This is a genomic window from Sporosarcina quadrami (assembly GCF_014836615.1).
GTDB lineage: Bacteria > Bacillota > Bacilli > Bacillales_A > Planococcaceae > Sporosarcina > Sporosarcina quadrami.
In genome coordinates this window covers 263740-278949 of record NZ_JACSQN010000001.1, presented here as the reverse complement: position 1 = coordinate 278949, position 15210 = coordinate 263740, and the positions used below count along the sequence as shown (strand labels likewise).

The following is a 15210-nucleotide window of genomic DNA, read 5'->3' as shown; positions in this document are numbered from 1 at the left end:
AAATATATATAGTTAGAATATAGGAAATGCGGAGAAATGCGTTTTCGTTCTGAAATGTTCAGGATGAGAACGCTTTTTTATTTAATGTTGAAAGGATTGATTGTGATGGATAAAGTTATATTTGTAGGCGCAGGTTCAATGGCAGAAGCGATTATTGCCGGCATTGTAAACAAAAGTGTTATGAGAGCAAAAGATATCTATGTGATGAATAAATCAGATGAAGACAGACTTATCTACATGCAAAATACATATGGTGTATCTATTGTCAGCGCAGAACGTAACGAATTGAGTGATGCTGGCCTCTTTATTTTAGCGACCAAACCTAAAGATATCCACCAAGCAATGGCGGATATCGTTAATCATATGAATGACGATGCAGCAGCCCTCTCCGTCATTGCTGGCGTCTCGATTGCTACGATTGAATCAGGTCTTGGAGCTAGACCTATCGCTCGATCGATGCCGAATACGTCTGCCACTATCGGAAAGTCAGCTACTGGAGTATCGATGAACCAATCAGTCAATAATAATATGAATAAGAAAATCATTAGTCTGTTGTCTTCAATCGGAATTGTCAAAGAAGTGGTAGAAGATGAATTGCACTTAGTCACAGCGCTGTCAGGAAGCGGACCTGCATATGTCTATTATTTAGTAGAAGCACTCGAAGAAGCGGCAATTTCAAAAGGATTATGTGCGGACACTGCCAGGGAATTGATTATCCAGACTCTTGAAGGCGCAGCTTCCATGTTAAAAAAGACTGGTGAAGAGCCAAGTATATTGCGTAAGAATGTAACTAGCCCAGGTGGCACAACCGAAGCTGGATTGCGAGCGCTTGAAAAGAACTCCTTCAAGCAGACGATTTCACACTGTATAAATGATGCTGAAGCCCGTTCTCGTGAACTTGGAATTATGACAGATCCGAAAATCACATAAAATGAGCTTCAAAACAATTCATCTCTTTCATCTTTGTTATACTTTATATAGTTTCTAAAGGAGGTCATTCAATTGTCTATGTTATATTCTCCCTACACGATTCGTGGTGTAAAATTTAAAAACAGAATCGTCATGGCTCCTATGTGCATGTATTCAAGTCTTCATGCTGACGGATTCGTAGAAGATTGGCATAAAACCCATTATGCTACACGAGCTGTCGGCCAAGTAGGCTTGATTATTCTGGAAGCGACAGCTGTCCAACCGCAAGGAAGGATTTCAGCAGAAGATCTTGGAATATGGAGTGACGATCATATAGCTGGGCTGTCAGAAGTAGTTTCACTCATGAAACTACATGGTGCAAAAACAGGTATTCAACTGGCACACGCTGGCAGAAAAGCGACAGTAGATGGCGATATTCAAGCACCTAGCGCAATTCGCTTTAATGAACAATACAAACAACCGGTAGAAATGTCTCTAGCAGAAATCCAAGAGACTGTTAATGCATTCAAAGAAGCTACAATACGGACTAAAAAAGCAGGCTTTGATCTCATCGAATTGCATGGCGCTCATGGATATTTGATAAACGCGTTTTTGTCACCTTTATCAAATCATCGGAATGACTCATATGGAGGTTCTGCTGAAAATCGTTACCGTTTTCTAAGTGAAATTATTGATGCCGTTCGGTCTGAATGGGATGGTCCTTTATTCGTACGAATTTCAGCAGAAGACTATAGCGAAAATGGTATGACAACAACAGACTATGTTGAAATGGCTAAATGGATGAAAAAGCAAGGTGTTGACTTAATTGATGTCAGTTCTGGAGCACTCGTTCCCGCAAAAATAGATACCTATCCAGGCTATCAAGTACCTTACGCCGAACAAATCAAAAAAGAAGCTACTATCCCAACAGGCGCTGTCGGTCTTATAACATCTGGTTTGCAAGCGGAGGAAATCTTGAAAAACAATCGAGCGGATCTTGTATTTCTCGCACGCGAATTGTTAAGAAACCCCTATTGGCCATATACCGCTGCCAAAGAGCTTGGTGTTTCAATCGCAGCCCCGAAGCAATATGAACGTGGTTGGATATAAATGAAAAAGCTGACACAACAGAAAAAATCGTTGTGTCAGCTCTGTTTTTTTAGCAATTGTCCGTTTTTCCATTCGAATGAGGAGAAATCTTCAGCAATATGGAGTTCAGTGAAGAAGGTTCTGCCCTGCTCCTTCAGTCTCGAAATATCCCCCGGCATAAATCGCGCACTAATATGATTGGCAATCAATACTTTCACATTAGCTTTTTTTGCAGTCATTGCAGCATCTCCTATTGTGGAGTGGCCATAATCTTTCGCCAGCTCCCCAGTTTCCATATCAAATGTCGCCTCATGGACGAGAATATCAGCATGATCAGCTAAATCGACAGCTGACTTACAGATCCTCGTATCTCCCAAAATGGTTACTATAAAACCTTGTTGACTGTCACCTGTCATATTCGAGCTATAAACAATTGTCCCATCTTCTAGTGTCACGTCTTCGCCGTCTTTCAGCTTTTTCAACAAAGGTCCTTTTGGAACACCCGCTTCAAAAGCTTTATCTATGAGCAATTTTCCAGGTAACGGTTTTTGTTCAATTCTGTAACCGAAACACGGAATAACGTGTTGTAATTCTTTCGTCAATACTTTAAAACGGTCATTTTCGAAAACGACTCCTTCACTAATCTCTACAATAGTTAAAGGATACGTCAAATGGGTCTTTGTTAAGCGCAAAGTTGACAATATCCACTCTTTTAGGCCGGCCGGTCCATAAACGGTTAATTCTTCTTGACCACCTAAAAACGAGCGGGAACCGAGAAAACCCGGCAATCCGAATATATGATCTCCGTGAAGATGAGTAATGAAAATCCGATTGACTTTTCTTGGTTTTATAGATGTATGAAGCATTTGATGTTGTGTAGCTTCACCACAATCAAACATCCAATATCCTTCCTTTTCAGCGGAAAGGTTAAGAAGGAGTGAGGAGGTGTTTCGTTGTTTGGAAGGCATTCCTGCACCTGTCCCTAGAAATTCCAACTCCATTGTATGTGCCTACCTTTCATTAAGACCTCTCTTCACAGCATGAGGACCGAATTTTTTCTCAAGTTCCGAAACGAGTAAATCCATTTTTTCTTCTTTAGCATACTTCTCAAAATTATCAAAAGACAACTGCTCATATAATTCATGTATTGGGAAGACATTCGATACAGTAATACCTAATAGGCGTATCGGCTCCCCTTTCCAATGAAGTTTAAACAGACTAATCGCTTCTTTATAAATATCATCTTCTTTATAGACAGCGTTCATTACCGTTCTGCTTCTCGTTAAATTATGCCAGTCCGCCGTTCTAATTTGAATCATGACAACTTGACCTGCCAGTCCTTTATCATGAAGTCGCTTTGCTACTTTCTTCGCTAGAAATCGGAAAATCTTAAGACATGGCTCAAGCTCCGTCTCATCAATTGCTAACGTAGTCGAACTTCCAACACTTTTGCGTTCATCTGCAGCTTCAGGATCTACTGGTCGGTCATCAATTCCATTTGCCCTATTTCGCAGTCTAAGTCCATTTTTACCCAACTTAGCTTTAACAATTAATTCTTCAGCATTTGCAAGTTCTCCGATTGTTGAAATGCCTATTTCATGAAGACGTTTTTCAGTACTTTGTCCAATGCCATGCATTTCAATTACCGGAAGTGGCCAAAGCAAATTAGGAACTTGTCTTTTCCGCAAAATTGTAATTCCCATCGGTTTTTTCATATCTGAAGCGGTTTTTGCGAGAAACTTATTAGGGGCAATTCCAATTGAACATTGTAAGTCCAATTCATGGAGAATTCGTTGTTGCATATTAGTGGCAATCTGTACCGCATTTGTAAGTCCGCCTATATGTGTTATGTCAATATAAGCTTCATCTATTGAAACAGGCTCGACAAGATCAGTATACGTCCGCAAAATCGAAAATACCGCATTGGAAGCAATACGGTATTTTTCGAAATCCGGTGGAACAATTACAATGTCTGAACAAATTCGTTTCGCCTCACCGACAGACATCGTCGTGTAAATCCCTAAAGCCCTCGCTTCATATGAACAAGTGACAAGAATTCCTCTTCTCTCTTTCGGATTCCCTGCAACAGCCATCGGTATTCCTTTTAATGCCGGATTATAGGATTGCTCAACAGAAGCGAAAAAACTGTTCATATCCAGATGAAGGATGACTTTTACCGGCTTACGTTGGTCGTTTGTCATGAGAATCTCCTCCATGGCTTTAATGATTTGCACGGATAATATCAATCATTCGGTTTACTTTTCTTGCAGTTGTTGTGAAGAAACATACTCACCAATCTCATCCATACCCGCAAGAGTTTTGGAGAGAATTTCAGGGTCTACCACAGTGATCATCCGAGTTTCAAGATTGGCTATCGTTGTAAAATAGGGCGTTCTTGAATAGGCCATCAAGCCACTAGAAGTTAGTTTACTTTCAGGAATATCAATGATTTCTTTTGCATCAAGAACGAGTAATCCGATATGCAGACTTTCCGTTTTTAAGATGACAACTCGCGCGTTTTCATTATTTTTTGCAGAATTCCCATATAAAATCTGCTGGAAATCCAGAATCGGAACGAGCTCTCCCCTATTTTTCATTAGTCCTAACATATATTCGGGAAGGTGGGGAATTGGATTAACATGTTCCAATTTCTCAATTGTAATGACTGATTCTACAGGCAACGCATACTCTTCTTCACCACATTGTACAATAACCGCCTTCATATCACTCATCTGTCATGCTCCTTTCGATGCTGTTACCCGAACGATTTCAATTAACAGTTCAGTCAGCTTATCCAGTTCTTCTCTTGGCATACGCTCGTTTTTTGTATGTATTTCCTCATACCCTACGGAAAGCGTGACAGTCGGTACTCCATGTCCGTTAAAGACATTCCCGTCGCTTCCTCCACCACTCGTCATCAATTCAGGGTTTCTACCTATATTACGGATAGCAGTCATAGCTGTCTGAACGACTTCAGCGTCTTCATTGAAACTGAATCCGGGATACATCAGTTGTAGTTCTGTTTCTGCTGATCCACCCATAGCTTTTGCAGTTTTTTCGTATGTTTCAATCATATGTGTTGTTTGCTTATCTAACTTGTCTGGATTTATGGACCGCGCTTCTGCCAAAATCTTCACTTCATCACAAACAATATTCGTCGCCTGGCCACCTTCAAAACGGCCAATGTTTGCCGTCGTTTCCGTATCAATTCTACCAAGCGACATTGCAGAAATGCACTTCGCTGCGATATTGATAGCTGAAACGCCTTTTTCAGGCGCAACACCTGCGTGAGCTGTCTTTCCATGGATTGTTGTCCATAGCTTCGCCTGATATGGCGCTGCTGTCACGATTCCGCCGACTTTCCCGTCACTATCGACTGCATATCCGTATTTTGCTTTTAACAGAGATGCATCCATCGCTTTCGCGCCAACAAGGCCACTTTCTTCTCCAGCAGTAATGATGAACTGAATATCTCCGTGAGCAATATTTTCTTCTTTGAGAACTTTTGCCATTTCAAATAGTGCTGCAATACCCGCTTTGTCGTCTGCTCCAAGGATCGTCGTTCCATCTGAATAAATATAACCGTCTTCTTTTAGAACCGGTTTTATGCCTCGGCCTGGAACAACTGTATCCATATGACAAGTAAAGTAAATAGGATCTGCATGTTCAACTGTCCTTTTTATAGATGCAATAAGATTGCCTGCACCATGACCGGTTACTTTTTTTGAATCATCTTCCACAACAGTGAAGCCGAGCTTTTCCATTTTTTCTTTCAGAATGGACACAATACCGTCTTCATGTTTTGTTTCTGAGTCAATTTGTACTAATTCGAAAAACTCATCTAATAAGCGCTGTGAATTCATTACGTAGCTCCCCTTTGTTTGCGTTTTATTACAACGGAATATTTCCGTGTTTTTTTCGTGGTCTCGTTTCTTGTTTGTTGCGCATCATTTCAAGTGATTGAAGCAATTTAATACGCGTCTCACGTGGATCGATGACATCATCAACCATTCCGTGTGAAGCAGCAACATATGGATTTGCAAATTTCGTACGATACTCTTCGATTTTTTCGGAACGAGTAACTTCTGGCTTCTCACTGTTCTCAATTTCTCTAGCAAAGATAATATTCGCTGCACCTTCAGCTCCCATAACAGCAATTTCTGCATTTGGCCATGCGTAAACAACATCCGCTCCAATCGCTTTGGAGTTCAATGCAACATACGCACCACCGAAAGCCTTGCGGAGAATAACCGTTATTTTTGGCACTGTCGCTTCTGAATAAGCGTATAAAATCTTTGCACCATGACGGATAATTCCGCCGTGTTCCTGTTTGACGCCAGGGAAAAACCCAGTAACATCTTCAAATGTGATTAACGGAATGTTAAATGAATCACAAGTACGGATGAATCGTGCGATTTTATCTGAAGAATCGATATCCAACCCGCCAGCCATAACTTTCGGCTGATTACAAATCAAACCGACAGATTCACCTTTCATACGTGCGAATCCAACAACAGCATTTCTAGCAAATTCTGCTTGGACTTCCATGAAAGAATCTTTGTCAACGATTTGTTCAACGACCTTTCGGACATCATAAGGTCTAATAGTCTCATATGGAACGACATCAGTAAGATCACTGCGGTAATCATCTTCCATTTCGGTTGCAATAATCGGTGCTTTTTCGTCATTATTCTGAGGAAGATAAGACAGTAGATGTCTCACTTGCTGAAGAACAGTTTTCTCATCTTTCCCCCGGAAGTGCGCATTTCCACTGATTGAATTATGTACTTTTGAACCACCAAGATCTTCTGATGAAATCTTCTCGCCTGTCACTGTCTCAATTACTTTAGGACCCGTAATGAACATTTGACTCGTTTCATCTGTCATGAAAACAAAATCTGTAATCGCAGGCGAATAGACTGCTCCACCTGCACAAGGTCCTAAAATGACAGAAATCTGTGGGATGACACCTGAATAAATCGCATTGCGATAGAAAATTTCTCCATACCCATCCAGTGATACAACACCTTCTTGAATACGCGCACCACCCGAATCATTCAGTCCGATAAATGGCGCTCCGTTTTTAGCAGCAAGATCCATGACATTCGCAATTTTCATTGCATGCATTTCCCCTAACGCACCGCCGAAGACAGTGAAATCCTGCGAAAATAAGTAAATGGGACGACCTTCTATTTTACCATATCCTGTAACAACTCCGTCACCTGGCCCCACTTGTTTATCCATTCCAAAATCACGTGTTCGGTGGACAACAAATGGATTCAACTCGACAAACGAACCCTCGTCCACTAACAGATTAATTCGTTCACGGGCAGTCAATTTGCCTTTATCATGCTGCTTGGCAATTCTTTCATCGCCGCCACCAAGCTCGATTTCTCTCTTTTTATCGTATAGTTCATTAATTTTATCGTAAATATCCATTTACCTTACTCCCCTTTGTCACATAGTTCGTACAGTACACCATATGAAGATTTCGGATGCATGAATGCCACTTGCGCCCCACCTGCACCAGGCTTTGGCTCGTCTTGCAATAATCGGACACCCTTCTCTTTCAATTCCGCCATTCTAGAACGAATATCTGTTACTCCAAAAGCAACATGATGGATTCCTTCACCACGTTTTTCGATGAATTTGGCAACCGGGCTATCTTCGTTAGTCGGTTCAAGTAGTTCGAGTTTAATATTTCCTGCATCGATGAAAGCGACTTTCACTTTTTGACTTTCGACTTCTTCAATCCCAAGCAATGTCAAACTCAGTGTTTCTATGTAATATGGCAGTGCGCTTTCAATATCTTTAACAGCAATACCGATATGATCGACTTTTTTCATACAGACGCCTCCCTCTATCTATTGTAACGTTTTCTAATTAATTGTGCTACATGTTGAGAATTCCTGTATATCTGTTAAAATAGAAATAACTACAACGGTAAGGGGACCTGTCCGATGAGCAATAAGAAAGTACAAAAAACGGTAGTCTATTTAATGATCGCAGCAATGGTTGTGTCCAGTGTAATGATTGGACTTAGTGCGTTATTAGGATAAACAAAAAACAGTCCAGCGATTGGACTGTTTTTTCATTATACTTCTTCGCAATATTCTTCGAAGTGACTTTGAAGATTTGTTACAACAGACATCGGGTCATGTCCTTCAATTTCATAACGCCCGACTTCCGCTACCAGTTTTCCATCTTTTAATAGTGCAAACGATGGTGATGAAGGTAAATGGTCTTCACCGAAAATCATCCGTGCATAAGCAGTAGCTTCTTTGTCTTGTCCAGCAAACACTGTAACCAAATGGTCAGGACGCTTATCATAATGAACGGCATGAGCTGCTGCTGGACGAGCAATACCACCCGCACATCCACATACTGAATTGACCATAACGAGTGTCGTTCCAGGACGATTGAAGGCTGCTTCAATCTCATCCGGTGTTTTCAGCTGTTCGTAGCCACATGCCTCCATCTCATTTCTAGCCACTTTTGTAATATCATCCATATAAAAATTAAAATCCATAGTCATTGTATTTATCCCCTTTCACTATATGTGTTTATCATATCAGTTGCATGGATTACATGCAAAAAAGCGAGTTCAACTGCAACTTAGTCAGTATGCCCTCTTGCAGGAAGAATTCTATCTACAGCACTTGCCACAGTTGCTTCCCCGGTCAGCAACTGTTTTTCTAAATCAGCTACTTGTTCTTTCATCCCTTGTTCTGAGAAGAAATTGTCTATGAGCCTGTCACGAATCATTGAGTGGAACCAATCTTTCGTTTGGGCTTGTCGGCGTCCGTGCCAAATACCATTCGATTCCATCTTTTCTTTGAAGACATTAATTGTTTCCCACACCTCTTCAAAACCTGTGTTTTGTAATGAAGAGACAGGTATCGAATTTGACATCCAACCAGGAGTTGCTGGCTGCAAGAAATGCAATAGTTGTTTGTACTCTCTCACCGTTTTTTTCGCGAGTTTCAAATTGTCGCCATCCGCTTTATGAACAATGATTGAATCAGCCAATTCCATAATTCCTTTTTTCATCCCTTGCAGTTCGTCACCCGCGCCAGTAAGGACGAGCAGCATGAAGAAATCTACCATGCCCCTAACGACGGTTTCACTCTGTCCGACGCCTACCGTTTCGACAAGGATAATGTCGTATCCTGCCGCCTCACATAGAAGCATCGTCTCCCTCGTTTTTTTATGAACACCACCAAGAGTTCCCGATGACGGGGACGGTCTGATGAAAGCTCTTTGGTGCCTTGCTAGCACCTCCATCCGTGTTTTATCACCTAAAATACTGCCGCCAGTCACCGTTGAACTCGGATCGATTGCAAGGACAGCAACTTTATGTCCCTGTTCTGCCAAACGAAGTCCGAACGCTTCAATGAACGTGCTTTTTCCAGCTCCCGGAACGCCTGTAATTCCAATACGTATACTGTTCCCTGTTTTCGGTAGCAGTCTTCTAAGCAATTCCTGCCCCGCAATTTTATCAGTCGGGCGCATACTTTCAAGTAATGTAATGCCTTTAGAGAGATGGAGTCTTGAACCACCGATAATTTCTTCGTAAAGCTCATCAACAGCAATCACTTTTTTCGTTTTCACAAACTTCTTTCTAACTGAAGAAACCATACCGTCATGTCGGGATTCAATACCACCCATCACATTCAATGCACTGTCTTGCACATCACGGTCTTTTTCACTCACTCAATCACTTCCTCGTAACCGAGCGCGCGATAGATGTCTTCAATAACTTTCTGCGCTGCGACTGGTATGACGGTACCAGGTCCAAAGATCGCCGTAGCTCCATTTTTCCTTAAAAAGTCGTAGTCTTGGGCGGGTATTACACCACCTACAACAATTAAAATATCTTGCCTGCCGATTTTGGCCAGTTCATCTCGTAACGTCGGTACAAGGGTTTTATGTCCCGCAGCGAGAGAACTCACTCCGACTACGTGAACATCGTTCTCAGCAGCTTGTAGTGCGGTTTCTTCAGGAGTTTGGAACAATGGACCGATATCGACATCAAATCCTAAATCCGCAAATGACGACGCGATAACTTTTGCTCCACGGTCATGTCCGTCCTGCCCCATTTTTGCAATGAGAATTCGTGGACGACGGCCTTCATTTTCCATGAATTCCTCTGCCATCTGTTTTACTTCATCAATTTCTTCCGCATTTGAAAAGTTTGAACTGTAAACGCCGCTAACAGAGCGGATGACTGCTTTATGCCTGCCAGAAACTTTTTCAATGGCATCTGAAATTTCACCGATTGTAGCACGTGCTCTCGCGGCGTCCACTGACAGTTCAAGCAAATTGTCGCTTCCGCTACGCGCAGCTTCAGTAATTGCATCAAGAGCTGTTCGTACAGCTTCGTCATCACGACTATTTTTCATCTTATTGATACGTTCAATCTGCTTTTGCCTGACAAGGGTATTATCAATATCTAAAATATCGATAGGCTCCTCTTTGTCTAGACGGTATTTATTGACTCCGACAATCGTTTCTGCGCGAGAATCTATTTTCGCCTGACGTTTTGCCGCCGCCTCTTCAATTTTCATTTTAGGCAGGCCAGTTTCAATGGCTTTTGCCATGCCACCCAGTTCCTCGATCTCTTCAATCAATTCCCATGCTTTCTCCATCAATTCATCCGTAAGCTTCTCAACATAGTATGAGCCGCCCCAAGGATCGATCGTTTTTGTCATGAACGTCTCTTCTTGAAGGAACAATTGTGTATTCCTCGCAATCCTTGCCGAGAAATCTGTCGGTAAAGCGATTGCTTCGTCAAGCGCATTGGTATGGAGTGATTGCGTATGACCCATTGCAGCTGCATTCGCTTCTACTAGTGTTCGGGTTACGTTATTGTATGGATCCTGTTCTGTCAGACTCCATCCAGACGTCTGAGAATGGGTACGTAAAGCGAGTGATTTAGGGTTCTTTGGAGAGAACGTCTTCATCATATGCGCCCAAATCTTACGGGCAGCGCGCATCTTAGCAATTTCCATAAAGTAATTCATGCCGATTGCCCAGAAGAAGGATAGACGCGGAGCAAATAAATCGATGTCTATGCCAGCACGTAAACCCGTCCGTACATACTCAAGTCCATCTGCAAGTGTATAAGCAAGTTCGATATCAGCAGTGGCACCAGCTTCTTGCATATGATAGCCCGATATGGAAATCGAGTTGAATTTCGGCATTTTTGTGGATGTATATTCAAAGATATCAGCGATGATACGCATGGACATGTCAGGCGGGAAGATATATGTATTCCGCACCATATATTCCTTCAATATATCGTTCTGTATTGTGCCTGCGAGCTTGTCAGTTGTAACACCCTGTTCTTCAGCAGCTACGATGTAAAAAGCCATGACAGGCAATACAGCCCCGTTCATTGTCATCGAAACTGACATTTGGTCTAAAGGGATCCCATCAAAAAGGATTTTCATATCTTCAACAGAATCAATTGCAACGCCCGCTTTACCGACATCCCCTGTTACACGTGGATGATCAGAGTCGTAGCCTCGATGAGTTGCTAAGTCAAAAGCCACAGAAAGGCCTTTCTGCCCCATTGCCAAGTTCCGTCGATAAAAAGCGTTACTCTCTTCAGCTGTTGAAAACCCTGCGTACTGACGGACCGTCCATGGTCTGGCAACGTACATCGTTGGATAAGGACCTCTCGTATTTGGAGCTATTCCAGGAAGGTCATTTAAATGTCCGAGGTCTTTAACGTCTTCATAAGAATAACTGGATTTGATTTCAATTCCTTCGTTTGTTAGAAATGGTTTTTCTCCTGTAGTCGTTTTTAAAGAGGATGTTAATTTACTCATGTCGACTTTTGTGAAATCAGGTTTTTTCATTTTTGCTGACCTCCTTTACCTAACTCTTGGATGCTTTGCAGTTTAGCGATTTTGTCTTGACCGTTGTATATCATCCCAGCCAAGCCTTTCTCTTTCCATGCCTGCTCGGTAGTCTGATCCAGCTTACCTGCTACGTCGATCACTATTCCAGATGGAAGCTGATCAAGAAGTGGTCCCATGACGACTTTCGTCAAGTCATCATTCGCGCAAACGACCACATAATCTGGTTTTTCCGTCTGAAGCCACTCTATTGCTTCTTCAACTGTTGTATAAGCGGCACTTATTTGGGAATGAATGCCTCCTGTTGCTAAGAAACCTGTTACAAAATCCATTCGTGGTTTGAAGTCTTTTAGTTGTCCAAATGTCAGGACAACTGTTTTTGGTTGGCTGTTAGCAGATTTCTCCCGTACATGTTCGAACATCTCTGCTGGTCGTTTTACTTTTTTTATACCTTTCCAATCATTCAACTCCGTATCGATCAGTTGTGCATACGTATTTGTACCAATAAGTGATTTTTTACCAGTAGCGAGCTCATCATTTCGTTCTGTAGCTAGCTTGAGAAGGTGATCTTCCATTTTGAAAAGATCCACTCCGCCATTTGCTTCAATGTTCAAAAAAAGTGACCATGCTTTATGAACGAGTTCCTCAGTTAGCTCTTCAATGAAATACGAGCCTCCTGCAGGATCAAGCACTTTATCAATATGCGTCTCCTCTTTTAGAACGAGCTGTATATTTCTGCTGTAACGAATAGAGCTAGCACTAGGTCCTGTTAATATGTCATGTGGCTCGGTCGTAATAATATCTGCCCCACCAAGGATTGCAGCGAAGGTTTCATTGCCGCCTCTAAGCAAATTAACATAAGGATCAAGCTTGGAATAAGAACGGATCGATGTAACTGCAGCAATTGGAATTATTGGAGCTTTCTCTATGTCAAAAGCTCTTGCAAATGCAGTCCATAACAAACGGAATGCCCGTAATTTTGCGATTTCCATGAAAAAATGCGTATCGATAGCAAACCGGACAAAAAAGTCAGACGAGAAACTTGGGAATGAATGCGAACCGGCTGACAGTTTAGAAGCTAATGCTAAAGCAACCGCGAGTTCTGTAACTGCATCTGCTCCAGCGTGATGGAGGTCCCACATATCGACGCCTTTTGTCCGTAAATGGTTATATCCATCCGGTGCTGTCCAGCTTGTCGCATCTATCATTCCGACAACCTGTTCTCGCAATTCTTTATCTACGCAGTCAAATGCCTTTAATATCGCATCTTTCTCGTCAATATTGAACATATATACAGGATAGTCTATTAGCATTCCAGATAGTTTTGCGAGCTCATCCTCACTCCAGTTGAACTGTACTGTTCCGTCATAGACAATTGCTTCATTGCCCCGTTCAAATGAAGTTTGTAATTGTTCAAGAAAAATACTAGCACTTTCCGCAATTGTCTGTTGAGCAATGGTCCAACCTCGTTTCCCTATCATCTGTCGGATTGTAGAAGTATGGTATGCATTAGTTTTTTCGCTATATAACGGTTGTATATTGATACCTTCCAATGTTTTCGTCATTAATCGCTCGTATGGTTTACCTTTTAGCGAATCAATAGCAAGGGTTTTCCATTGTGCGTAATCCGCTTTGTCAAAAGTCGTTTGTTTCATGTTCTCTATCTTCATAACACTTGCTCCTTCCGTTCTTTGGAGTGGCGTTGCTCTGTCAATTAAGCCGAGCCGTATCTAACTCAAACCAAAAGTTATGTATTTCATGAAATTAGTAGACTGCTAATTTGCATTTAAAAAGTTAATTTCTCTTTATCTATTAGTGTACCCGACATACTGACCGTTTTAAAGTCAGACTATAGCAAGAAAATAATCATTGGCAAAAAAGCTGTCTCCCACTAAGAGAGACAGCTTTTTTTGATTATCAATAGATGGATGTATTATCTGCAGTAATATTTTCAAGAATTTCCTTAACGCGCGCAAGGAAATTCCCAGCAACAAGACCGTCCAATACACGGTGATCGAGTGATAGACACAAGTTAACCATATCACGTGCTGCGATCATTCCGCCATCCATGATGACAGGACGCTTGACGATCGATTCGACTTGCAAAATCGCAGCTTGCGGATAGTTGATGATCCCCATTGACTGGATGGAACCAAATGATCCAGTATTGTTCACAGTAAATGTACCGCCTTGCATTTCATCGGACTTCAATTTGCCAGAACGGACTTTTGAAGCTAGTTCATTAATATCTCTGCCGATACCTTTAATCGTTTTCTCATCCGCATGCTTAATGACCGGTACATACAATGCATCGTCCGTAGCAACTGCGATGGAAATATTAATATCTTTCTTCTGTATAATTTTATCGCCCGCCCACATGGAGTTCATCATCGGGAATTCTTTCAATGCTTGGGAAACAGCCTTCACGAAGAACGCGAAGTATGTAAGATTGAATCCTTCCTTCTGTTTGAAATCCTTTTTCAGTGAATCGCGGTATTGAACTAAGTTCGTAACGTCAACTTCGATCATTGTCCAAGCATGAGGCACTTCGTGTTTGGAGCGTAACATGTTCGTAGCAATGGCTTTTCTCACACCAGTTACAGGGATTTCAATATCTCCTGCAGCTGTCGGAATCGGTGTAGGTGCTGCTGGCTTCGTAGCTGGTTGTGCAGCCGGTGGAGATTGCATTTGAGTTTCAGAAGCTTTAGCAGTTTCTACCGGTGCAGCTGTCGGGATATTTCCGCTATCAATAATAGATTGAATGTCTTTACGAGTGATTCGCCCTTCTTTTCCTGATCCTTCAACTAGTGAAAGATCGATATCATATTCTTGTGCAAGTCTCATAACTGCAGGAGAATAACGGGATGCTCCAGCACCTTTTTTCATCGGCGATGCGGGCTTTTGCGAGCCTGCTGCAGGCATTTTATTACCAGGATCTTCTTTTGCAGGAGCTGCTACAGGCTGTTCAGCAGTTGTAGGTGTAGCTTCATTACCACCTTCAGTCTCGATTGTACAAACGACAATGCCAACTTCAACTGTTTCGCCTTCTTGCACAATAATTTCTTTAATGATTCCCGCAAATGAAGAGGGAATTTCAGCAGTTACTTTGTCCGTATTGACTTCTGCAAGCGGGTCATACTTATTGACCGTATCGCCAGGCTTTACAAGCCATTTTTCGATTGTGCCTTCTGTCACACTTTCGCCTAGTTTAGGCATTTCAATATTTTCAATAGCCAATTAAAATTCCTCCTTCCAAATCAATTGCGCCTCGGCGTAATTGCGTTGGGATTTTGAATTGTGCACAGTGTGGTGCCTGAAATACGGCAAATCGAACCCTTCGTTGTTCGAT

At 41.9% G+C, this 15210-nt stretch carries 14 protein-coding genes; 3 read left to right on the top strand and 11 right to left on the bottom strand.

The genetic code is table 11. The features are described 5' to 3' along the window. The first annotated feature begins 105 nt into the window (after positions 1–105). Together proC and namA are read left to right on the top strand one after the other, a co-directional pair. A complete protein-coding gene (gene proC / locus H9649_RS01420) occupies positions 106–930 on the top strand; it encodes a pyrroline-5-carboxylate reductase (RefSeq protein ID WP_191692858.1) in 825 nt (274 codons plus the stop codon). Positions 931–1008: 78 nt separating this feature from the next. After that, positions 1009–2019, top strand: a complete 1011-nt coding sequence (gene namA, locus H9649_RS01415; protein WP_191692976.1) for an NADPH dehydrogenase NamA — start codon at positions 1009–1011, stop codon at positions 2017–2019. Between the two features lie 35 nt (positions 2020–2054). On the opposite strand, the gene rnz is transcribed toward namA, so the two are convergent. Genes rnz through mce form a run of 6 tightly spaced genes read right to left on the bottom strand, consistent with a single transcriptional unit; the run spans position 2055 to position 7844 of the window. Beyond that, entirely contained in the window at positions 2055–2999 is a 945-nt protein-coding gene (rnz, locus tag H9649_RS01410; RefSeq protein ID WP_191692857.1) for a ribonuclease Z, read from the bottom strand. A 9-nt stretch (positions 3000–3008) separates the two neighbouring features. Further along, on the bottom strand, positions 3009–4199 hold the full coding sequence (locus H9649_RS01405) for a DNA polymerase IV (protein ID WP_191692856.1): 1191 nt from the start codon (positions 4197–4199) through the stop codon (positions 3009–3011). Positions 4200–4253: 54 nt separating this feature from the next. After that, complete coding sequence (locus H9649_RS01400; protein ID WP_191692855.1) at positions 4254–4730, bottom strand: chemotaxis protein CheW; 477 nt, start codon at positions 4728–4730, stop codon at positions 4254–4256. A 3-nt stretch (positions 4731–4733) separates the two neighbouring features. Next, the gene (locus tag H9649_RS01395) at positions 4734–5861 is read right to left on the bottom strand and encodes a M20/M25/M40 family metallo-hydrolase (protein ID WP_191692854.1); all 1128 of its coding nucleotides are present in this window, start codon (positions 5859–5861) and stop codon (positions 4734–4736) included. Positions 5862–5889: 28 nt separating this feature from the next. Continuing rightward, positions 5890–7437: an acyl-CoA carboxylase subunit beta gene (locus H9649_RS01390; protein WP_191692853.1), complete on the bottom strand. Its 1548-nt coding sequence runs from the start codon at positions 7435–7437 to the stop codon at positions 5890–5892. Between the two features lie 5 nt (positions 7438–7442). Beyond that, positions 7443–7844 carry a methylmalonyl-CoA epimerase gene (mce, locus tag H9649_RS01385; protein WP_191692852.1) on the bottom strand — a complete coding sequence of 134 codons (402 nt, stop codon included), beginning with the start codon at positions 7842–7844 and terminating at the stop codon, positions 7443–7445. Positions 7845–7958: 114 nt separating this feature from the next. Between mce and prli42 the strand changes: the two genes are divergently transcribed. Next, positions 7959–8057, top strand: coding sequence for a stressosome-associated protein Prli42 (gene prli42 / locus H9649_RS01380; RefSeq protein WP_191692851.1), 99 nt, complete (start codon positions 7959–7961; stop codon positions 8055–8057). Between the two features lie 35 nt (positions 8058–8092). Here the strand turns inward: prli42 and H9649_RS01375 are convergent, their stop codons facing one another. From H9649_RS01375 to H9649_RS01355, 5 genes are all read right to left on the bottom strand, one after another. Then, the gene (locus tag H9649_RS01375) at positions 8093–8533 is read right to left on the bottom strand and encodes a BrxA/BrxB family bacilliredoxin (protein WP_191692850.1); all 441 of its coding nucleotides are present in this window, start codon (positions 8531–8533) and stop codon (positions 8093–8095) included. An 80-nt stretch (positions 8534–8613) separates the two neighbouring features. Then, complete coding sequence (meaB, locus tag H9649_RS01370) at positions 8614–9666, bottom strand: methylmalonyl Co-A mutase-associated GTPase MeaB (RefSeq protein WP_191692975.1); 1053 nt, start codon at positions 9664–9666, stop codon at positions 8614–8616. Between the two features lie 41 nt (positions 9667–9707). Further along, entirely contained in the window at positions 9708–11861 is a 2154-nt protein-coding gene (gene scpA / locus H9649_RS01365; protein ID WP_191692849.1) for a methylmalonyl-CoA mutase, read from the bottom strand. Then, positions 11858–13531: a methylmalonyl-CoA mutase family protein gene (locus H9649_RS01360; RefSeq protein ID WP_191692848.1), complete on the bottom strand. Its 1674-nt coding sequence runs from the start codon at positions 13529–13531 to the stop codon at positions 11858–11860. Before H9649_RS01360 ends, scpA begins: the two co-directional genes overlap by 4 nt. A 247-nt stretch (positions 13532–13778) precedes the next feature. Then, positions 13779–15098, bottom strand: a complete 1320-nt coding sequence (locus H9649_RS01355; RefSeq protein WP_191692847.1) for a dihydrolipoamide acetyltransferase family protein — start codon at positions 15096–15098, stop codon at positions 13779–13781. Between the last annotated feature and the right edge of the window lie 112 nt (positions 15099–15210).

Bases quoted from the DNA above. Each gene is read 5' to 3' on its own strand.
- proC (WP_191692858.1), top strand. From the start codon at position 106: ATGGATAAAGTTATATTTGTAGGCGCAGGTTCAATGGCAGAAGCGATT.
- namA (WP_191692976.1), top strand. From the start codon at position 1,009: ATGTTATATTCTCCCTACACGATTCGTGGTGTAAAATTTAAAAACAGA.
- rnz (WP_191692857.1), bottom strand. From the start codon at position 2,999: ATGGAGTTGGAATTTCTAGGGACAGGTGCAGGAATGCCTTCCAAACAA.
- H9649_RS01405 (WP_191692856.1), bottom strand. From the start codon at position 4,199: ATGACAAACGACCAACGTAAGCCGGTAAAAGTCATCCTTCATCTGGAT.
- H9649_RS01400 (WP_191692855.1), bottom strand. From the start codon at position 4,730: ATGAGTGATATGAAGGCGGTTATTGTACAATGTGGTGAAGAAGAGTAT.
- H9649_RS01395 (WP_191692854.1), bottom strand. From the start codon at position 5,861: ATGAATTCACAGCGCTTATTAGATGAGTTTTTCGAATTAGTACAAATT.
- H9649_RS01390 (WP_191692853.1), bottom strand. From the start codon at position 7,437: ATGGATATTTACGATAAAATTAATGAACTATACGATAAAAAGAGAGAA.
- mce (WP_191692852.1), bottom strand. From the start codon at position 7,844: ATGAAAAAAGTCGATCATATCGGTATTGCTGTTAAAGATATTGAAAGC.
- prli42 (WP_191692851.1), top strand. From the start codon at position 7,959: ATGAGCAATAAGAAAGTACAAAAAACGGTAGTCTATTTAATGATCGCA.
- H9649_RS01375 (WP_191692850.1), bottom strand. From the start codon at position 8,533: ATGACTATGGATTTTAATTTTTATATGGATGATATTACAAAAGTGGCT.
- meaB (WP_191692975.1), bottom strand. From the start codon at position 9,666: ATGGGTGGTATTGAATCCCGACATGACGGTATGGTTTCTTCAGTTAGA.
- scpA (WP_191692849.1), bottom strand. From the start codon at position 11,861: ATGAAAAAACCTGATTTCACAAAAGTCGACATGAGTAAATTAACATCC.
- H9649_RS01360 (WP_191692848.1), bottom strand. From the start codon at position 13,531: ATGAAGATAGAGAACATGAAACAAACGACTTTTGACAAAGCGGATTAC.